Source organism: Mesorhizobium sp. AD1-1 (assembly GCF_020164655.1).
Lineage (GTDB): Bacteria > Pseudomonadota > Alphaproteobacteria > Rhizobiales > Rhizobiaceae > Mesorhizobium > Mesorhizobium ciceri.
Genome location: NZ_JAIUGP010000025.1, coordinates 1 through 19882, shown reverse-complemented (window position 1 = coordinate 19882; position 19882 = coordinate 1). Strand labels below are relative to the sequence as shown.

Here is a 19882-nt window from a genome sequence, read left to right as displayed (position 1 = left end):
ATCAGTCCTTCGTTCCAACGCCCGGCGGATCGTCCGCGATCCGGGCGTAGAGGTAGTGGTCCTGCCAGATGCCGTTGATCCTGAGATAGGATCGCAGCAGTCCTTCGCGCCGAAATCCGGCTTTTTCAAGCACGCGGATCGACCTGATATTGTCGGGAATACAGGCCGCTTCGATCCGGTGCAACCTCAGCGTATCGAAGGCGAAGCGGGTCACCACCTTGACCGCGTCGGTCATCAGGCCGCGGCCGCCGAAGCGCTCGCCGATCCAGTAGCCGACATGGCCGCTTTGCGAGACACCATGGCGTATGTTGCCGAGCGTGATGCCGCCGGCAAGCTTGCCGCTGCTCCTCTCGAAAATGAAGAAGGCGATAGCGGTTCCCTGAGCATAATCCTCGCGGTAGCGGCTGATGCGCAGCCGCCATGCGTTGCGGTCGAGTTCATCGGGAGTCCAGCGTGGCTCCCATGGTTCGAGGAAAGCGCGGCTTTCCCCGCGCACCGCCGCCCACTCGCGATAGTCGTTGGTGAACGGCACGCGCAGCGTGACACGGTCGCCCTTCAGTGCCGGCAGGTCACGGCGAAAGAAAGGGAGCGCGAACATGGCGCTTTGAGGGGCTTAGACGGCGAGCTTGCGGGCCGCGGTCTGCGTGCCCGCGAGCGATTCGAGGATCGCCTCGTAGGGCGCCAGTGTGCCCACAGGCCCGACAGCGGTAAGCGTCGGCTTGGTCGAGAACAAACGCGACGATAGATCGGTCAGCCGCTCGATCGTCAGCGCCGCCAGCCGTTCCATCAGTTCCTCCTTGGCGATCGGCCGGCCGAACAGAAGCAGTTGCCGTGCGATCTGCGAAGCGCGGCTGGCCGGGCTTTCGGCTGACATGATCAGTCCGGCGCGATATTGGGCGCGCGCCCGGTCGAGTTCTTCCTGCAGGATCTTCTCACCGGCCTTCTGCAGTTCGTCGATGATGACAGGCACCAGTTCGGCGATGTCGCTCTGGCCGGTCGCTGCATGGACGCCGAAGACGCCGGTGTCGGAAAAGCCCCAATGGAAGGCATAGACCGAGTAACACAGGCCGCGCTTCTCGCGGACCTCCTGGAACAGGCGCGACGACATGCCGCCGCCGAGGATCATCGACAGCACCTGCGAGGCGTAGAAGTCGCGCACATGATAGGCCCGGCCTTCGAACCCCAGCACGATCTGCGCGTCCATCAGGTCGCGGTCCTCGCGAAAATCGCCGCCGACATATTGCGCATATTGCGGGATGGTGCTGTCGGCCTTGCTGCGGAAGCCGCCGAGCTGCTTTTCGACCTCGCGCACGAAATTGTCATGCTTGATGTCGCCGGCGGCGACAATCACCATGCGCTCGGCGCCATATTGCCGCTCTATGAAGTCGTGAAGTTGTTTCGAGGTGAAGGACTTGACCGTTTCGGGCGTGCCGAGAATGGAGCGCCCAATCGTCTGATGGCGATAGGCGGTTTCCGTGAAACGGTCGAAGACGATGTCGTCGGGCGTGTCGTGCGCGGCGCCGATCTCCTGCAGGATCACATGCTGTTCGCGTTCGAGTTCCTGCGGGTCGAATTCGGACTCCTGCAGGATGTCGGCAAGAATGTCGACGGCCAGCGGCACGTCGTCGGAGAGCACCCTGGCATAGTAGGAGGTGGTCTCGACGCTGGTGGCGGCGTTGATTTCGCCGCCGACGTCCTCGATCTCCGAGGCGATTTCGAAGGCGCTCCGCCTTTTCGTGCCCTTGAACGCCATGTGCTCGAGCAGATGGGCCATGCCATGCTCGTCGTCACGTTCATTGCGGGCACCCGACTTGACCCAGGCACCAAGGGCAACCGATTCGATGCTTTGAAGGGTTTCGGTGGCGACTGTCAGGCCGTTCGACAGACGGCTTACCTCAACACCCATATGGCTACTACTCCCTAACGCGCCGCCCGCGCGCGGCGGCCGACGTAATCTTCCACCATTTTCAGGTCGGATGGAAGTACCGTGTATTTTTCCTCCGATGTCATCAACCCACCTAGCCACGCGGGCAGTGCGGGCGACACGCCGCTGGCGGCTTCGACGGCGGCCGGGAATTTTGCCGGGTGCGCTGTACCCAGCACCACCATCGGCACGGCGCCTGACGCCTTGCCTGCGGCGACATGCACGGCTGCCGCAGTGTGCGGATCGAGCAGATAGTTGCTGGTCGCGAGCGTCGAGCGGATGGTGGCGGCGACCTCGTCCATATCAGCGCGGCCGGCGTCGAATTCGGACCGCATCCCGGCAATTTGGTGGGGTTCGATGGTGAAAGCACCGGACTGCTTCAGGCCGTCCATGTAGCGCCGCACGGTCGCGGCGTCACGGCCGGAGGCCTCGAACAGCAAGCGTTCGAAATTCGACGACACCTGGATATCCATCGACGGCGACGTGGTCGCAAAGACGCCCTTGGTGCGGTATTCGCCGGTCGAAAAAGTGCGCGCCAGGATGTCGTTGTCATTGGTGGCAATGACCAGCCGATCGATCGGCAAGCCCATCTTCTTGGCGGCATAGCCGGCAAAGATATCGCCGAAATTGCCGGTCGGCACGGTGAAGGAAACCGGCCTGTCCGGCGCGCCGAGCGACAGCGCCGAGGAGAAATAATAGACGATCTGGGCCATGATGCGGGCCCAATTGATCGAATTGACGCCCGAAAGCGCCACCCGGTCGCGAAAGCCGTGATCGTTGAACATGTCCTTGAGCAGGCCCTGGCAATCGTCGAAATTGCCTTCGATCGCCAGCGCATGGACGTTTGCAGCCGTCGACGTCGTCATTTGCCGCTGCTGCACCGGCGAGACGCGGCCATGCGGGAAAAGGATGAAGATGTCGGTCCGGCTGCGACCGGCAAAGGCATCGATGGCAGCCCCGCCGGTATCGCCCGAGGTGGCGCCGACGATGGTGGCGTGCTGGTCGCGTTCGGCAAGCACATGGTCCATCAGCCGGGCCAGAAGCTGCATCGCCACGTCCTTGAAGGCGAGCGTCGGCCCGTGGAAGAGTTCCAGGACGAAGGTGTTGGGGCCGGTCTGCACCAGCGGGCAGACGGCCTCGTGGCGGAAGGTGGCATAGGCTTCCCGCACCAGCCGCTCGAAGACGGGCGCCGGGATTTCGCCGCCAAGGAACGGCGACAGCACGCGGATGGCAAGGTCGGGATAGGCAAGGCCGCGCATGGCGCGGATCTCGGCGGCGGAAAACTGTGGCCACTCGCGCGGCACGTAGAGCCCGCCGTCGCGCGCCAGCCCAGCCAGCACTGCGTCGGAAAATCCAAGAACGGGGGCTTCCCCGCGGGTACTCACATAGTGCATGTCACAATTCCGTTACTGCCTGGCTTTTTCCGTCCACCGCAAGGTGGTTAATTCTGCGCTGGCTCAGTCGCATTTTTGCCGCGCGGTTGATATACGTCACCAGCTTTGCGAGAGGGAAGTGCAGTTTCATGGCGTTTCGTACATTCAGTGGTCGCTTTTTGGCGGGTCTTGCGCTCACCGGCTTTATGCTTGCCGCCGCCGGCTGCCAATCGGGCGACAATGGCATCCTGAACCTCGGCATCGGCAAGAAGGAGGACCCGACGGCGCCACCGCCGCCGCAGGATCCCAAGATCCTGGCCAGCCAGTTGCAGGCCTATTGTCCCAGGGTGACGGTGCGGGACGGCACGGCCTTCTTCAACACCTATTCCAGGGAAGCTCAGAAGCCCAAGCCCAGGATCAAGAAGACCGGCGATGCCGCGCAGGATGCCGCGGCCCAGGCCGAGGCTGACGCCGCAGCTGCAACGCCGCCCGACGATTCGGCCAATATCATCTACCAGGCGTCGGTCAGCGACGTGACACGCGACTGCAGCCGTGCCAACGGCCAGTTGACGATGAAGATTGCGGTCGCCGGCAAGATTGTCCCCGGACCGAAGTTTTCTCCAGGCACGATCACCATGCCGATCCGAACGGCGGTGATGCACGGCACCGAGGTCCTCTATTCGCAGCTCCACCAGTATCAGGTCCAGGTCACCGATCCTTCGGTTGCCACGCAGTTCGTCTTCACCGATTCCAATGTCGTCGTGCCCGAGCCGACGGCCCAGGATTATCAGGCCTTTGCCGGCTATGACGAAACCGCGCATCAGGCAACGGCCGACAAGTCGAAGAAGACCCGCCGCAAGAGGGCTGCCGCGACGAACTAGGTCTCGGCAGTTGCATGAGGCGTGCGTCGCGGCGCACGCTTCTCAGGCGTCCGACCACTCCGACAGCGCGGCGATCACGCTTTTCAGCTCTGCCCAGCGGCGGATCACCGTTTCGGCGCCGGCCTCGGTGAGCGCGTCGGCATGGCCGGGATAACTGTGTCCCGCGCCGGTGAAGCCGATCACCCGCATGCCCGCCGCCCTTGCGCCGTGGACGCCGTGCACGGAATCCTCGATAACGAAAGTGTTCGCCGGGTTGGCGCTGAGTTTCTCCGCCGCAAACAGGAACACGTCCGGCGCCGGTTTCGTTTTCCCGGTCGGTGTTTCCATCGCCGAAAAAATCCGGTCGGCGAAAAACGGCAGAAGATGCACCTTCTCCAGCATGAATTCGATCCTCTCGGAGCGTGAATTCGAGCAGACACAGCGCGGCACCGTTACCGCGGCAACGGCCTCGCGCGCGCCATCGATGGCGCGGACGTCACTGCGCAGTTTGCGGTCGACCAATTGTTCCTCCCTGTCGATAAGAGAGGCCTGGAAGGGAATGCGGGACTTTTCCTCGACCCGCAGCATGATGTCCTTGAAGGTCAGGCCGGCATAGCTCTCCGAAATCTCCTCAGCCGATATCTCGTATCCGGCCAGGGTCAAAAGCTCGGCGTCGACGCGGGCGGCGATGATCTCGGAATCGACGAGCACGCCGTCGCAATCGAAGATGACAAGGTCTGGCTGGGGCATGGTGATCCGGACAATGGGAGGGCGAAGTGGCCTCGGAAGGCTCAGGCGGCGCGGCATACACCAACAGGGCCGCCTTCGCAAATTCGCCACACCAGTCCTCGGCCTTCACGGAATATTTACGCTGATCGGTAACCATAACCAGGAGTAAACAGTAACGCGTGCCTTGGGTGTCAGAATGTCTGCCGTGCGTCTTCTCGACGAGCTTTCCCACGCTCCCCAGCAATCCGAATGGCTGGACACGATCCTCAAGGGCGACTGCGTTGCCGCGCTAGACCGGCTGCCCGAAAAATCGATCGACGTCATCTTCGCCGATCCGCCCTACAATCTGCAGCTCGACGGCGACCTGCACCGCCCTGATCAGTCGAAGGTCGACGCCGTTGACGACGATTGGGACCAGTTCGAGAGTTTCGAGGCCTATGACGCTTTCACGCGTGCCTGGCTGCTGGCGGCGCGCCGGGTGCTGAAGCCCAACGGCACCATCTGGGTCATCGGCTCCTATCACAACATCTTCCGTGTCGGCGCCAAGATGCAGGATCTTGGCTTCTGGATCCTCAACGACGTCGTCTGGCGCAAGACCAACCCGATGCCGAATTTCCGCGGCCGCCGCTTCCAGAACGCACATGAGACGATGATCTGGGCCACGCGCGATCAGAAGGGCAAGGGCTATACCTTCAATTACGAAGCGATGAAGGCGTCCAACGACGACATCCAGATGCGCTCCGACTGGCTGTTTCCGATCTGCACCGGCGGCGAGCGGCTGAAGAACGACAATGGCGACAAGCTGCACCCGACGCAGAAGCCGGAAGCGCTGCTTGCCCGCATCATGATGGCCTCGACCAAACCGGGCGACATCGTGCTCGATCCGTTCTTCGGCTCCGGCACCACGGGCGCGGTGGCCAAGCGCCTCGGCCGCCATTTCGTCGGCATCGAGCGCGAGCAGGCCTACATCGACGCCGCCAACGAGCGCATCGACGCAGTGCGGCCGCTGGAAGAGGCCGACTTGACCGTTCTCACGGGCAAGCGCGCCGAGCCGCGCGTTGCATTCGTCAGCCTGATCGACACCGGCCTGATGATGCCGGGTGCGACGCTCTACGATGCCAAGAAGCGCTGGGCGGCCAAGGTGCGGGCCGACGGCACGGTGGCGATCGGCGACAGCGCCGGTTCGATCCACAAGGTCGGCGCCGAAGTGCAGGGGCTGGATGCCTGCAACGGCTGGACCTTCTGGCATTATGAGCGCAGCGGTGGCCTGACCCCGATCGACGAGCTTCGCCGCATCGCGCGGCTCGGCATGGAGCGGGCAGGGGCCTGAGCCCCTGCCAATTGCTTCGAATGCCGTTGATTCAAAGGCTCAACGGATCGCGCGAAGCGATTCAAATCAGGCCTTGATTCCGAGACGTTCAAGGTCTGCTTGAAGCGTCCTTGCGTCGGTGAACAGCACCGATTGCCAGCCTGCCGCCTTGGCGCCGTCGACATTCTTCTGGCTGTCATCGATGAACAGCGTCGCGGCCGGTTCGAGGCCGAATGCGGCGACGTGGTGATCGTAGATGGCCCGGTCGGGCTTGATCTGGCGGATGTCAGCCGACACCGTCACGCCGCGCGGACGATTGAGAAAATCGAAGCGTTCGCGTGCCTCGGCCAGCGTGTCGCTGGCAAAATTGGTCAGCATGGTCACGTCGTGGCCGCTCTCGATCAGACCGACCATGATGGCGACGCTGTCCTCATAGGCATGCGGCACCATCTCGTGCCAGTGGCGGCGGAAACCGCGGATGTTTTCCGCGTGATCGGGGTGGTCCGCGATCAGCAGCGCCTCGGCCTCTGCCCAGGTCCGGCCGCGATCCTGCTCGATGTTCCAATCATGCGTGCAGACATTGTCGAAAAACCACTTTCTCTCTTCGGCATCCGGAATGAGGCGGCTGAACGGAATGTTGGGATCGTAGTGGATCAGCACGCGGCCGATGTCGAAAACGATGTGGCGTATTTCAGTCATGGGGCCTCTTTGCACTGTGTGGCGACGGCTTTTTCGTCGCGCCGGGTATCGCAGCCTCGATGGCCTTTTTCATGACAGTCGGCAGCGCCTCGCCGGAAATCTCGTGAGCGAGCGACCAGAAATGCCCGTCTGGCGCATCACCTTTGATTAGAGCGTGAAAGACTTCGAGTTCGAGAGCGAAATGCGTGAAGACATGCGCAATGCGGCCCGCATGCCGCCAGTCGGCGGGAAACGGCGCGGCCGCTTGCGTGGTTGCCCCATCGATGCGCGCGGTCCAGCCTGTCGTCGGCACCTCGGTCATGCCGCCGAGCAAGCCCTTCTCGGCCCGTTTGCGCAGAAGGATGGCGCCGTCGGCCCGCACGGCGATAAAGGCCGCGCCGTGCCGCTGCGGCTTGTCGGCCTTGGGCAGGCGCACCGGGAAGTGCTCGGGATCGCCTGAAACGACCGCGTCGCAGTCTTCGCGCAGCGGGCACAGCATGCAGCGTGGCCGGCGTGGCGTACAGATGGTGGCGCCGAGATCCATCATCGCCTGGGCGAAGTCGCCAGGCCTTATCCCGGGCACCATGCGCTCGACATGGGCGCGGATCTCGGGCTTGGCTTCGCTGAGCGGGGTTGTGATCGAAAACAGCCGGGAGATGACACGTTCGACATTGCCGTCGACAACCGCGGCGGGGCGATCGAAGGCAATCGCCGTGATGGCCGCCGACGTATAGGCGCCGATGCCGGGCAATTCTCTCAAACCCGTCTCCGTGTCGGGAAACCGGCCGCCACGCTCGGCCACAAGATCGGCACAAGCCTTGAGATTGCGGGCGCGGGAGTAGTAACCGAGCCCCGCCCAGGCCTTCATCACGTCCTCCGCCGGCGCCGCGGCCAGCGCCTCGACATCGGGCCATTTCTCGACGAAAATCCGGAAATAGGCCTTCACTGCTTCGACGGTGGTCTGCTGCAGCATGACCTCGGAGAGCCAGATGCGGTAGGGATCAGGCCGCACGCCGCGTGCATGCTCACCGGGCGTGATGCGCCACGGCAATTCACGGTGATGCACATCATACCAGCCGAGCAGGCGGGATGCGATATCGTCGCTGACACCGGATGCAGCTGTGCTGCTATCTCCAGATGCAGCTATGCTGCTATCTGCGGATGTGGCTTTGCCACTATCCCAGGATGCGGTCTTGCGGGTCTGGTCTGCTGGTGCCATTGATCTTGTATTGGCCTGGCCGGTATCTGCTGGGTCGTCGCTGGAGGACGTACATGGCAGGGAGAACGCCCTACGGCAATCCCGTCCCGGTCAGCGATCTCGCGACCAGGATCCTCGATCCGGTGCTGCGCAAGCGGGCCGGCATTTCGATCGGCCTCGTCCAGTCATGGGACGAGATCGCCGGCCCACGGCTGGCCAGCCACTCGCGCCCCGAAAAAATCCAGTGGCCGCGCCGTATGCATGAGGACGATCCGTTCGAGCCGGCCGTGCTGGTCATTGCCTGCGAAGGCATGGCGGCACTTCATCTGCAGCACGAGACGGGCGAGATCATCAACCGGGTCAACGCCTTCCTCGGCTTCACCGCCATCAACCGCATCCGGATCCTGCAGAAGCCGGTGACAGCCGACAAAGGAAAGCGCAGACCGGCCCTGAGACCGCTGACCGCGGCTGAGAAGACGAAATTGTCGGGGACTGTCGGCCTGGTCGATAATGAAGGACTGCGCGCCTCGCTGGAGAAACTTGGCGCGACCATTATTGGGGAGAGAAAATCATAGGCGTCTTGAAGAAAGTCATGGATTCGTCGTCTATATCTCGCATTCGTGATCGCCCTTGTCAGGTCTCGCGATTGGATTGGGGATCGAGATGCCTTAATTCGCGCCAACTCTCGCCTTTTCGTGTCTTTGCATTGCAAAATCCAACCCTTGTCAGGTGATTCGTATGAACCGTCCCCCGTTTGGCCAAAGCTTGTCTCGCAGAAACGTCCTGTCTTCGCTGGCCGCCATTCCGGCGGTGGCCCTGCTCGCGGCCTGCAGCGACTCTGGCGAGGAGGCGAAGGCCGCGAATGTGAAGCCCGCTGAGCCGGCCGCTCCCGCAAAGCCGGCCACGCCGGCCGCCGCCACCGCGCCGGAAGCCCAGGGCACCGTGGACATGACGGAACTGATGAAGCCGGGCGCGCTGCCCGACAAGCAGCTTGGCAAGGACGACGCCAAGGTCACCATCGTCGAATACGCCTCGATGACCTGCCCGCATTGCGCGCATTTCGCCGAGACCACCTTTCCGGACCTGAAGACCAAGTACATCGACACCGGCAAGGTTCGCTACATCCTGCGCGAATTCCCGTTCGACCCGAGCGCCGAAGCCGGTTTTATGCTGGCGCGCTGCGCCAAGGATAACTATTACCCCATGGTCGACGTCCTGTTCCGGCAGCAGGCGAACTGGGTTGGCGTCCAGAATACCAAGGATGCGCTGCTGCAAATCTCGAAGCTCGCCGGTTTTACACAGGAGTCCTTCGAGGCCTGCTTGACGGACCAGAAACTTCTGGACGATGTGAGATCGGTCCAGAAGCGCGGCGCCAATGAATTCAAGGTCGACTCGACACCGACCTTCTTCATCAACGGTAAGACCTACAAGGGGGCGATGTCGATTGAGGAAATGTCGGCCATCATCGACCCTCTGCTCTGACGTCCAGTCAGCCCTGAGGCGGCGGCGCTTCGGCGTGCGCGGCTTCTCGTCGTGCTGCGAATTCCTTTCGCAAAACCACGGAAATCCGCTTAGCGGGCGGCGCGAATGAAGTTTTCGCGCCTTCGCCTCCTTGGTTTCAAATCTTTCGTCGAGCCTGGCGAGTTCGTCATCGAACGCGGCCTGACCGGCATTGTCGGGCCCAATGGCTGCGGCAAGTCGAACCTTGTCGAGGCGTTGCGCTGGGTGATGGGCGAAAGCTCCTACAAGAATATGCGCGCGTCCGGCATGGACGACGTCATCTTCTCCGGCTCGGGCACGCGTCCGGCGCGCAACACCGCCGAAGTGACGCTCTTCCTCGACAACAGCGACCGCTCGGCGCCCGCTGCCTTCAACGATGCCGACGAACTGCAGGTGTCGCGCCGCATCGAGCGCGAGGCCGGCTCGCTTTACCGTATCAACGGCAAGGAGGCCCGCGCCAAGGACGTGCAGCTTCTGTTCGCCGACCAGTCGACCGGTGCGCGTTCGCCGTCGATGGTCGGCCAGGGCCGCATCGGCGAACTGATCCAGGCCAAGCCCCAGGCACGCCGCGCCCTGCTCGAAGAGGCGGCAGGCATTTCCGGCCTGCACACCCGCCGCCACGAGGCAGAACTGCGGCTGAAGGCGGCCGAACAGAACCTGGAACGGCTGGACGACGTCGTCGGCGAGCTGGAAAGCCAGATCGAAAGCCTGAAGCGCCAGGCGCGCCAGGCGTCCCGCTTCAAGAACCTGTCGGCCGATATCCGCAAGGCAGAAGCGACGCTCTTGCATTTGCGCTGGACACTGGCCAAGATCCAGGAAGGCGAGGCGCGTTCGGCGCTGGCGGTTGCTACGGCACTGGTCGGCGACCGCGCCGCGGCCCAGATGGCCGCCGCCAGGGAGCAAGGCATCGGCGCTCATAGGCTGCCGGACCTGCGCGACGCGGAAGCCGCCGCCGCTGCTGCCTTCCAACGCCTCTCGATTGCCAAGTCGCAGATCGAAGAGGAAGCCGGCCGCATCCGCGCTCGTCAGAGCGAACTCGAGCGCCGGTTGCAGCAGCTCGACGGCGATATCGCGCGTGAGGAGCGCATGGTCCGCGACAACGCGGACATTCTCGAGCGTCTGCGCGCCGAAGAGGCGGCACTCAATTCGGAAAATGCTGGTGCCGCCGAGCGCGAGGCCACCACCCGCGCGGCTTTCGAACAAGCGGCATCTACGCTTTCACAAAGCGAAGCCAAACTCGCCGCGCTGACTGCCGAGCGGGCCGAGGCTGCCGCCTCGCGCAACCAGATCGAACGGACGCTGCGCGATACCGCCGAGCGCCGCGACCGCTTCGCGCGTCAGCTTGCCGATGTCGACCGGGAATTGTCGGAGATACTCTCCAAGGTCGCTGGCCTGCCCGATCCGGCCGAGAAGCGCGTGCTGGTCGAACAGGCCATGGCGCTGCTGGAGGAGGCCGAGGCTGCCGTGTCCGAGGCCGAGCAGTCGGTCATCGATGCCCGCGCTGCCGAAAGCGCTGCCCGGCCACCGCTCCAGGATGCCAGGGCCGAGCTGGCACGGATCGAAACCGAAGCGCGCACGCTGGCAAAAATCCTCAATGCCGCCAGCGGCGATCTCTTCCCGGCCGTGCTGGAGCAGATCAGCGTCGATCGCGGTTTCGAAACGGCGCTGGGTGCAGCCCTTGGGGAAGACCTCGACGTGCCGCTCGACCGCAGCGCGCCGGTGCATTGGGGCGAAGGCGCGATCCAACCCGGCGACGCGGCTCTGCCGGAAGGCGTGAAGAGCCTGGCCAGCGTGGTCCACGCGCCGGCACAGCTCGCCCGCCGCCTGGCGCAGATCGGTATCGTCGATGCCGCCGGCGACGGCCGCCGGTTGCAGCCGCTGCTCGCGCCCGGCCAGCGGCTGGTCAGCCGTGAAGGCGCGCTGTGGCGTTGGGACGGCTTTACCGCCAGCGCCGATGCGCCGACCGCCGCGGCGCAACGGCTGGCGCAGAAGAACCGGCTGGCTGAGCTCGATGCCGAGGCGATACAGGCGACGCTCGTCCTGCGCCAGGCCGAGGAGGCGCTGCGAGAGGCCGAACAGGCGCTCCGCCTGGCAAGCGAGGCCGAGCGCAACACGCGCCAGGCCGGGCGTGACGCACAGCATCGGCTGGACGCTGCCCGCAATGCACTGGCCGAGGCCGAGAGGGCCGGCGGCGAATTGCAGAGCCGGCGCGCAGCACTCGATGAAGCGCGCGCCCGCATCGTCGACAGCCATGAGGAGATTTCGGCCGCCTTCGCCGAGGCGGAAATGCTGCTGCAGGACGCGCCCGATCTTGGCGATCTGCAATTGCAGCTCGAACAATCCTCGGCCAATGTCGCCCGCGACCGCGCCGCGCTTGCCGATGCGCGTGCGGTGCATGAGGGGCTGCGGCGCGAAGCCGAGGCGCGCGCGCGCCGGCTGGATGCCATTGGCGCCGAGCGCAGCAATTGGCTGGAGCGGGCCGAAAACGCCTCGACGCAGATCGCCTCGCTCGGTGAACGCAAGGCCGAGGCCGAGGCCGAACGCGAGCGGCTGGCCGATGCTCCCGATGAAATCGACGCCAAGCGGCGCGCGCTGCTGTCGCAACTCACCGAGGCCGAAACCTTGCGCAAGGCGGCGGCCGACCGTCTGCAGGAAGCGGAGAACCGGCAATCCGAACTGGACAAGGCCGCCACCGGCGCCATCCAGTTCCTGGCCGAGGCGCGCGAGAGCCGCGTTCGCGCCGAAGAGCGGCTGACCGCGGCCGACGAACGCCGGCTGGAGGTCGAGGCGCGCATCCAGGAAACGCTGAACACACCGCCGCATCTGGTTATTCGCCATACCGGTCTGGAGGCTGACAGCCCGATGCCTGAGATGCCCGAGATCGAGCGTCAGCTGGACCGGCTGAAGATCGAGCGCGAACGGCTGGGCGCCGTCAATCTGCGCGCAGAGGAAGAGCAGAAGGAGCTTTCCGACCGGCTGGAGGCGATCGTGTCGGAGCGCGAGGACATCATCGAGGCGATCCGCAAGCTCAGGCAGGCGATCCAGAGCCTCAACCGCGAAGGCCGCGAGCGGCTGCTTGCCGCCTTCGATGTCGTCAACGGCCATTTCCAGCGGCTGTTCTCGCATCTGTTCGGCGGCGGCACGGCGGAATTGCAGCTGATCGAATCCGACGATCCGCTCGAGGCCGGCCTCGAAATCCTGGCCCGCCCGCCCGGCAAGAAGCCGCAGACCATGACGCTGCTGTCGGGCGGCGAGCAGGCGTTGACGGCGATGTCGCTGATCTTCGCGGTGTTCCTGACCAATCCGGCGCCGATCTGCGTGCTCGACGAAGTCGACGCCCCGCTCGACGACCACAATGTCGAGCGCTTCTGCAACCTGATGGACGAAATGGCCGCCACCACCGAGACGCGCTTCGTCATCATCACCCACAATCCCATCACCATGGCGCGCATGAACCGGCTGTTCGGCGTCACCATGGCCGAACAGGGCGTCAGCCAATTGGTGTCGGTCGACCTGCAGGCGGCCGAGGCCATGCGCGAGGCAAGCTGACCCAGGTCGCGCTGGCTGGAATGGGCCGCACCGGAGCAATTTCAGGAAAAGGGTGCAAGCGGTTCTCGCCCGGCAAAAAATGTCAGGGCCGCGGACTGTGCCTGTGCGAATGATGTTTGGCCGGGGACCAGACGAAATAGAGCGAGCCCAGTTTCAGCACAGGCACCCTGCGATCCCGCTCGCGATCACGCAGTTCCCGGTAAGTCTTCACCTTCAGTGTGCCCCCCGGCAATCTGATTCGCAAAGCCATGATGCATAGAGCTTACGTGCTTTCTCCAGACGATGGAAGATTCATTTCAAGTTCCTCATCAGTATTCGAGCTCCTGGAGGGGCGATCAGGAATTGTACTGGGCCACCAGATGACGAAATATTTGCCAAACTGCCAGACCGGGACTTCGCCCTTGTGCTCCCGCCGCCGCAACTCATAACGTTGCTTGACCTTCAATACACCGCCCGGAAGCCTGATCTTGATCGTCATCGTCCCTCAATACTGATGGCGCACTTCCTGGGTGCCGCGCCCAAAATATCTGTCCGGCCAAGTTAGAAAAATCGCTCACTCTCGGATCGGATCGTTGCAATCCGATTTCGCTGAGTCAATGGAGCCGAGGGCGAACTCCTGTGGCTATCGGCGCCGTGCAGATAAGGCTTGAGAGCGGGCTCAACCTCTGCGCCGCAAGATCCAGTTCACACAGATCACGGCCACGAGGCCACATGCGATGCCGGCGCAATCGGCAAACCAGTCGAACACATCCAGATCGCGCCGTATCAGCGCCGTGCCCTGCAGGACCTCGATCGCCGCTCCAATCATGGCCAGGAAGACGATTAGTCTTGCTTTTCGATCGGGCCAGCCGAGCCCTCCAAGGAAAGTCATGACGGCAAAGGCGCTGGCGTGGTTCAGCTTGTCGGAACGGAAACCGATATCGATCCCGTACTCTTCGAGTTGGGGTATAGGCAGCAGTGCAAGGGCAAGAACAGCGGCAAGCGTGGCGAAAAAGGCGATCCGTTCGACGGCTGGATAAAATCTCATTCTGTTCCAATCTTTGCCTGGCCGCCGGGAAAGTCGAATCCGGCTCGGTATTGGCAGTTCAGGCTGAAACTCGGATCGACGGCGTTGTTCTTCTAAAGCCGCAATTTTTGCTTGAGCTTTTTCAGCCAGGTCTGTTCCGCCTCATCCTGATTTTGATGCGCCGGGACGTAGCGCGGCCGTATCTTTTTTTCCTTTGATGTAGAATGGCTTTTCGACTTCTCCAACCAGATTGACGAAAAGCCGGGATTTGTTGGTGGGTTGGCGGACTGTGACGCCGTGGACCGATTCAATCGAATTGATGAACAATACAAGAATGTTCTTGTCGTATTGAACTGTTTCGACGCATTCCAAATGGGTGTCGTCGACATAGGCATCATTGAAGAGTGTCGCTTTGGCTTCAGCGTGGCGTATTTGGACTGGAAACGACTAATTGTCAGGTCCCCGCCAACGGCATCATAATCTTCCGGCCTCATATAAAACAGGCCAGAAAATAGCTTGTCGCCATTGTCGATGTGGCTTGTCCGCACCGATCCGGCATTGGTCACCGGCGTGTTCCCGCTGAGCATCGCATCCATCAGTATGTCGCGCGTTGCATAGGTGTCACTAAACCTGGTGCCCGCTTTCATATTCTTGAGGCGTTCATAATTGGGGTAATAATCAGGGTAAAGCTTGTGAATATCGTCGTAGAACAGGTCGGCGACCTCGCCGAAAAATGCTTGCGATACATGGTAGGCGATAAAGTCGCGCCATATTTGCGGCACGGCTTCGTTCGACCGAACGCGGTGGGCCTCATAATCCCACCTGGTGTTGTTGCGGCGTGTATCGATTTCGAGCGTTTCCGGAGCGGGAAACGTGCCGGCCAATTCCTGGTAGAGATCGAGGGGAAGGGCGTCACGCAGGATGATGTGTGGAAACGGCTCCGATCGAACGTCGGCCTTGGTGGCTCGTTGAAAAACTGAAAGCGGCTTTGACATCGATGGTGTCCCAGATCGAGTTTGTCCGAATTTGGACAGCGAGGATCGTGTTCAAGCTGTTCGGGTTACCGCCTTTCAACGGATCCCTTTCTGCGTCTCGTTCAAAGATTGGAGCGTTGAAAAGGGCTCCGCATGGGCTTTTACCATTTCGCTCATTAGAATATCCGCGCCAGTCATGAGGGGCACCAGGGTTTCCGCAAATGTGTATGTTTTGATGCCGTAAAGCCACTTCAGGTAAAGAAGGGCAGCTGACGTGCCGGAGACGCAGCCAACGATGTTCATCCGGGATACGACAAGCTCTATCGGATATATGTGTGGCAGGTTAGCTGCCATGATCCTGGTGTTGGCGTCGGCCGTCACATTGCCAACTGCATCCAGCAATTCGGGGAAGAAGGGCTTGCTTATTCTGGGATGTTCCTTCCAGACGACGTCGTATCCCCTCTCGACGATCTGCTCCGCAATTCGTCTATAGATCGCCGCCTCTTGCGCGTACGACATTATGCGGTTTCGCGACAATGCCTGGCCGAGCAGCAGGATCCGTGGGTTGGCTGACGCACGGCAATGTTCATCGCCGCCGGAAAGCGCATCCCTGCAGGCTTCATCTATTACGTCGCGCATCAGCGAAGCGCCGACCTGAAATCTTGGTACGTTCTCCAGTGCATCGTGAATGGGGATTTCGTGAAGCAAAGAATAAAACTTCGTCACCCGTCTCAGATGGTGTCTTTCTATCCTGTCGGCCGCTTTCCTCAATCGGAACGCCGGTGAAATTGTAGAGAGTCCTGCAATCAAGACCGCGGTGATGCGTCGTCGAAACCTTGTGCCCGGCGGCCGTGACATGGTTGCCATCTCGAATGGAAGGTATGACGTCAAGCCATCCTCATACAAAACGATCTTGGCTTCAGGGTATGAATCCAGCAGTATTTTTTCCGACGGCCGGTTAACGAAGCAGGCCCAGATTTCAGCTACGGAACTCGCGTCGAGACCAATTGTGTCTCGGATCAGACGATGGATCCGGAAAATTTGCAGTTGCCCATATTTACGCTCGGACGTCAGAAGGTCGTACGCCCATATGATCCGTCTCCAGGTCCATACTTTAGACGCAAGTTCAGCAAGACCGGTCTTGAAATGCTCGGAAACGCCGGCCGTTTCATAAAGCAGGAGATAGTCCTCATGCTCCTGATCCGCCGGGGAGCTTCCATCCATTGTTGATTGGCGAAGTGAGGCAACCAGGCTGAGCAATTGCCAGCTGCCAAAGACGCAGCATATTCGAGCTGGCAATTTAAGATCTCCAGATCGGATGGAAATAACGCTGCATGTTCCGCGATCTCAACCGCAAAATTGCTTCATATCCGACAGGCCGTGTGGCTCGGGGCGTCCCACCCGCTTCGTAATACTGCCTATCGCGTCGGTAGGAAATATCTTTCAGATGGCGGGTCTAACGTCCAAGACAGGCTGGAGTTCCGCACAATAGGCAGGCGAATTCACTTCAACTGAGCGGCAGAGACCTGTCGAGATCCGGCAATAGCACCCGGTGCGGCAGACCGCTCATGCGGTCGTCTTGCTGCTTCGGGTCCCTCTCGGCACCAAGAGCACGAATTCTCCCGGTTTTCGGGAAGGTCGTTGCCCGGGAAAGCGGGTTTCGCTTCCCCCAGTCAAAAGTAAGCTCCAGCCATGAACCGGAGCTAGATGATGACAGAGGCAGAAACCAGAATGTTTCACACGCTTGATGTGCCAGCCGGTCCGGTGCGGCGGCCTGCAATCCCGGCCGACCTGACAAGGCAGGGCATGTGTGGGCGCATCTGCGCATCATGCCCGATACAAAGCCCGCACTGCTCCTCGAACGCCCTTGAGGCCGACGCTTCGGCGCAACGTCCCCGGTGAGCAGGCTAGAGCAATTCTAGGAAAAGTGTGAAGCGGTTTTCCGGCCAAAATTGCCTCAAAACAAGAGTTAGAGCAGCTCGCCGTTTCCGTGAAACGGTGAACTGCTCTAAGGGCGGCGCCAGAAAATGCGCCGCCCTGTCGGAGGGGTCGTCCGCGATCAGGCGGCGAGCCAGGCCCGTGTGAAATCCTGCTCATAGGCCTGGTGCATCTGGTAGCCCATCAAGGAAGGTTTCATATGGCAGAACAGCTTTCGCCAGTAAGGCTGAACGATGATGCCGGAATCCTGCAGCATGACCTGGAGTTCCTTCATTACCACACGGCGCTGCTCCGGATCGGCGATGGAATTGGCCTTGTGGACCTTGGCATCGAAGTCTGGATCGGCGAACCCCGTCTCGTTCCATGCCGAACCGGTCTGATAGGCAAGCGCATAGGTCTGGATGCCGAGCGGTCGGGCGTTCCAATTGGTCGTCGCGAAGGGATACTTCGTCCAGTCGTTCCAGAACGCCGATTCCGGGATGACGGTGCGTTTCACCTTGAAGCCGGCGTCGCGCATCTGCTGGGCGACGGCATCGGAGCTTTCCTTGCGGTAGTCGGCTTCGACCGAGATCAGATCGAACTCGAAATCGAGCTGGCCGGCTTCCTCGAGCAATGCCCTGGCCCGGGCCGGATCACGTTTGATCGGCGGCAGGTCGGCGTGTTCGGGATGCATCGGTCCGACATGATCGTTCTGCGCGACGATGCCCATGCCGTCGGCGCCCAGTTGCAGCACCGCTTCGTTGTCGACCGCAAGCTGTATGGCGTTGCGCACGCGCTTGTCGTCATAGGGTTTGGCGTTGACGTTGCAGCGCGAGACCAGGGTGGCGGCGGTGACGATCTCGCTTTTCTTCAGGCCCAACCTGTCGAGCATGGCGACGTCATAGGACTGCGTCTGTCCGTTCAGGTCGATCTCACCGGATTCGAAGGCGGAGACGGTGGCGGCCGAGTCGGTGCCGTAGTCGGTCCAGTCGATGCCGTCGAGGAACACCTCGCCGCCCCACCACGACCCGTCCGGCCGCTTGCGCACCGAGGCAGCAACGCCGACATCGAGTTTTTTAAGCTCGAATGGACCCGTGGAAACGGGGTTGGCCGACAGTGGCGCTGCCTTCGGATTGAACGTGCGGTGGACGATCAATGCCGGGTAGTCGGTCATCGCAGGAATGATGGTGATGTCGGGCTGCGACAGTTTCAGGACCACGGTGTGGTCGTCGCGAACCTCGATGGCACCAGTGCGCGCCGCCTTGGTGTCGGGATCGATCAGGGCGGTCATGCGCCCCGCCATCGAGTTGCCGGCGGCATCCTTCTCACACCAGCGCGTGATGTTGAAGGCGACATCCGTGGCGGTGAAATCGTCGCCGTTCGACCACTTCACCCCTGGGCGCACCTTGAGCACATATTCCGTGGCGTCCGCATTGATCTCCCAGCTCTGCAGCAGCACCGGCTCGAAGGTGAAATCCGGCTTCCAGCGCACCAGCGGTTCGAGAAACTGCATGGCGATGTTGCCCATCTGCGAAACCTTGAACTTGCGCGGGTCTTCCAGCTCCATCACCTGCATGGCAACACGCAGCACGCCGCCCTTTCTGGGTTGGGCGGCTTCCTCGGCCCGCGCCGGGACCGGTTGACCGATGAGCCCATAGGCAATCGCCGTGCTGGCGCCGAAGGCGCTGGCCAACGCCAGGAACTCGCGGCGGCCAAGCGCGCCGCTCTTCGCGCCTTTCGCAAATGTGCCGATCGCCGGATGAAGAGGTCTGGATGTCATATCGGTTCTCCCATTGTTGATTTTACGCCCAAATTCGGTGGAATGCCCTTGCCGCGTCGTTGCTGGGCGCTGTTTTCTACAAGACCCAGCCGATGGCGGCGGGGCCGCGACGGCGAGGGGAAGGCAAGATGAATCTTCTGACGGCGATGCGGGTGTTCGATCGGGTCTGCCTGCTGGGCAGCCTGTCGGCGACGGCGCGCGATCTCAACATGTCGACGACGGCCGTCAGCCGCACCATCAAGGAACTGGAAGACGACCTCGGCGTCCGGCTCATCAATCGCACCACAAGGCGCCTCAGCCTCACAGAGGCGGGCCGCGACTATGCTCCGCGTGCCCGCATCCTGCTCGACGACATTTCCGAACTGCAGGATTCGACGCGCGGCCTGCACAAGGAGACGCGCGGCCTGATCCGGGTTTCCTGCTCCAATGTTCTGGGCCACACGCGCATAACCAAGCTGGTGCCGAAATTCCTCGAAGAGAACCCGCTCACCACGATCGAGTTCGACCTCACCGCGCGTTATGTCGTCGGCATTGTCGAGGAAGGCTACGATGTCGCCATCCGCTTCGGCGGTCAGGCCGATTCCGCCTTGATTGCCCGCCGGCTTGGGGAAGTTCGCAACTATGTCTGCGCCACGCCCGATTATTGGGACACAAACGGCCGCCCGGTCCACCCGGATGAGCTGGCAAGCCATTCCTGCGTGCTGAGCAATTTCGCCAAGCGGCTTGGCACATGGCCTTTCATCGGACCAGACGGCCCTTTCGATGCGGCTGTCGGCGGGCGCATCTCGACCAACAGCGTCGAGGCCGCCTACCAGATGACCACCGCCGGTTTCGGCATCGGCAATCTGCCCAGCCTGCTGGTCGATGCTGCGATCAGCGACGGCCGGCTGGAAGTGCAGCTGGATGAGTTTCGCCCCGGCTCCAGCCCGATCTACGCACTCTATCCGCACCGCACCTATATTGCGGCCAAGGTGCGCGCGTTCGTCGATTTCCTGATCCGCGAACTGTCGGCCGACTTCACCGCCTGAAATGCTGCCCGATTGCCGGCCAACGCCGTCAGGGGGCGGGGGCGCCCCCCCCCCCCC

Annotated in this window: 18 protein-coding genes; 6 read left to right on the top strand and 12 right to left on the bottom strand. The window is 62.1% G+C overall.

Annotated elements, in window-relative coordinates; genetic code table 11:
• Window position 1 precedes the first annotated feature (1 nt).
• The 4 genes from LB519_RS30020 to LB519_RS31290 are packed head-to-tail and all read right to left on the bottom strand — an operon-like array spanning window position 2 to window position 3448.
• Window positions 2-598, bottom strand: coding sequence for a GNAT family N-acetyltransferase (locus LB519_RS30020; protein ID WP_013532763.1), 597 nt, complete (start codon window positions 596-598; stop codon window positions 2-4).
• Between the two features lie 15 nt (window positions 599-613).
• A complete protein-coding gene (locus LB519_RS30015) occupies window positions 614-1906 on the bottom strand; it encodes a M16 family metallopeptidase (RefSeq protein ID WP_224621851.1) in 1293 nt (430 codons plus the stop codon).
• A gap of 14 nt (window positions 1907-1920) precedes the next feature.
• On the bottom strand, window positions 1921-3318 hold the full coding sequence (gene thrC / locus LB519_RS30010) for a threonine synthase (RefSeq protein WP_027164140.1): 1398 nt from the start codon (window positions 3316-3318) through the stop codon (window positions 1921-1923).
• A 1-nt stretch (window position 3319) separates the two neighbouring features.
• Window positions 3320-3448 (bottom strand): hypothetical protein, encoded by a 129-nt coding sequence (locus LB519_RS31290; protein WP_255337193.1) that lies wholly within the window; start codon window positions 3446-3448, stop codon window positions 3320-3322.
• On the opposite strand from LB519_RS31290, the gene LB519_RS30005 reads away from it, so the two are divergent.
• On the top strand, window positions 3447-4178 hold the full coding sequence (locus LB519_RS30005) for a hypothetical protein (RefSeq protein WP_024503623.1): 732 nt from the start codon (window positions 3447-3449) through the stop codon (window positions 4176-4178). The two genes, LB519_RS31290 and LB519_RS30005, sit on opposite strands and share 2 nt — an antisense overlap.
• 42 nt (window positions 4179-4220) lie before the next feature.
• Here the strand turns inward: LB519_RS30005 and LB519_RS30000 are convergent, their stop codons facing one another.
• Window positions 4221-4907: an HAD family hydrolase gene (locus LB519_RS30000; RefSeq protein WP_063171666.1), complete on the bottom strand. Its 687-nt coding sequence runs from the start codon at window positions 4905-4907 to the stop codon at window positions 4221-4223.
• A 175-nt stretch (window positions 4908-5082) separates the two neighbouring features.
• Between LB519_RS30000 and LB519_RS29995 the strand changes: the two genes are divergently transcribed.
• Window positions 5083-6216 (top strand): site-specific DNA-methyltransferase, encoded by a 1134-nt coding sequence (locus LB519_RS29995; RefSeq protein WP_127366019.1) that lies wholly within the window; start codon window positions 5083-5085, stop codon window positions 6214-6216.
• 66 nt (window positions 6217-6282) lie between these two features.
• Here LB519_RS29995 and LB519_RS29990 read toward each other — a convergent pair whose 3' ends face one another.
• Together LB519_RS29990 and mutY are read right to left on the bottom strand one after the other, a co-directional pair.
• Window positions 6283-6894: an HAD family hydrolase gene (locus LB519_RS29990; protein WP_027164139.1), complete on the bottom strand. Its 612-nt coding sequence runs from the start codon at window positions 6892-6894 to the stop codon at window positions 6283-6285.
• Complete coding sequence (mutY, locus tag LB519_RS29985) at window positions 6887-8092, bottom strand: A/G-specific adenine glycosylase (RefSeq protein ID WP_224621850.1); 1206 nt, start codon at window positions 8090-8092, stop codon at window positions 6887-6889. The genes LB519_RS29990 and mutY overlap by 8 nt, the downstream gene beginning before the upstream one ends.
• 53 nt (window positions 8093-8145) lie before the next feature.
• Here mutY and LB519_RS29980 point away from each other — a divergent pair, with 53 nt between their 5' ends.
• From LB519_RS29980 to smc, 3 genes are all read left to right on the top strand, one after another.
• Entirely contained in the window at window positions 8146-8646 is a 501-nt protein-coding gene (locus LB519_RS29980) for a DUF721 domain-containing protein (protein ID WP_013532755.1), read from the top strand.
• 163 nt (window positions 8647-8809) lie between these two features.
• Entirely contained in the window at window positions 8810-9553 is a 744-nt protein-coding gene (locus tag LB519_RS29975; RefSeq protein ID WP_013532754.1) for a DsbA family protein, read from the top strand.
• 105 nt (window positions 9554-9658) lie between these two features.
• Window positions 9659-13120 carry a chromosome segregation protein SMC gene (gene smc, locus LB519_RS29970; RefSeq protein WP_224621849.1) on the top strand — a complete coding sequence of 1154 codons (3462 nt, stop codon included), beginning with the start codon at window positions 9659-9661 and terminating at the stop codon, window positions 13118-13120.
• A 262-nt stretch (window positions 13121-13382) separates the two neighbouring features.
• Here the strand turns inward: smc and LB519_RS29965 are convergent, their stop codons facing one another.
• The 5 genes from LB519_RS29965 to LB519_RS29945 all read right to left on the bottom strand — a co-directional run bounded on the left by LB519_RS29965 (window position 13383) and on the right by LB519_RS29945 (window position 18797).
• A complete protein-coding gene (locus LB519_RS29965) occupies window positions 13383-13598 on the bottom strand; it encodes a hypothetical protein (protein ID WP_081714302.1) in 216 nt (71 codons plus the stop codon).
• Between the two features lie 180 nt (window positions 13599-13778).
• Window positions 13779-14147 (bottom strand): hypothetical protein, encoded by a 369-nt coding sequence (locus LB519_RS29960; protein ID WP_224621848.1) that lies wholly within the window; start codon window positions 14145-14147, stop codon window positions 13779-13781.
• A 92-nt stretch (window positions 14148-14239) separates the two neighbouring features.
• A complete protein-coding gene (locus LB519_RS29955; RefSeq protein ID WP_224621847.1) occupies window positions 14240-15121 on the bottom strand; it encodes a hypothetical protein in 882 nt (293 codons plus the stop codon).
• Between the two features lie 75 nt (window positions 15122-15196).
• Window positions 15197-16399, bottom strand: coding sequence for an alpha-2,8-polysialyltransferase family protein (locus LB519_RS29950; RefSeq protein ID WP_224621846.1), 1203 nt, complete (start codon window positions 16397-16399; stop codon window positions 15197-15199).
• A 760-nt stretch (window positions 16400-17159) separates the two neighbouring features.
• On the bottom strand, window positions 17160-18797 hold the full coding sequence (locus LB519_RS29945) for an ABC transporter substrate-binding protein (RefSeq protein WP_063171673.1): 1638 nt from the start codon (window positions 18795-18797) through the stop codon (window positions 17160-17162).
• Between the two features lie 128 nt (window positions 18798-18925).
• Between LB519_RS29945 and LB519_RS29940 the strand changes: the two genes are divergently transcribed.
• Window positions 18926-19825 carry a LysR family transcriptional regulator gene (locus LB519_RS29940; protein WP_224621845.1) on the top strand — a complete coding sequence of 300 codons (900 nt, stop codon included), beginning with the start codon at window positions 18926-18928 and terminating at the stop codon, window positions 19823-19825.
• The last annotated feature ends 57 nt before the right edge of the window (window positions 19826-19882 follow it).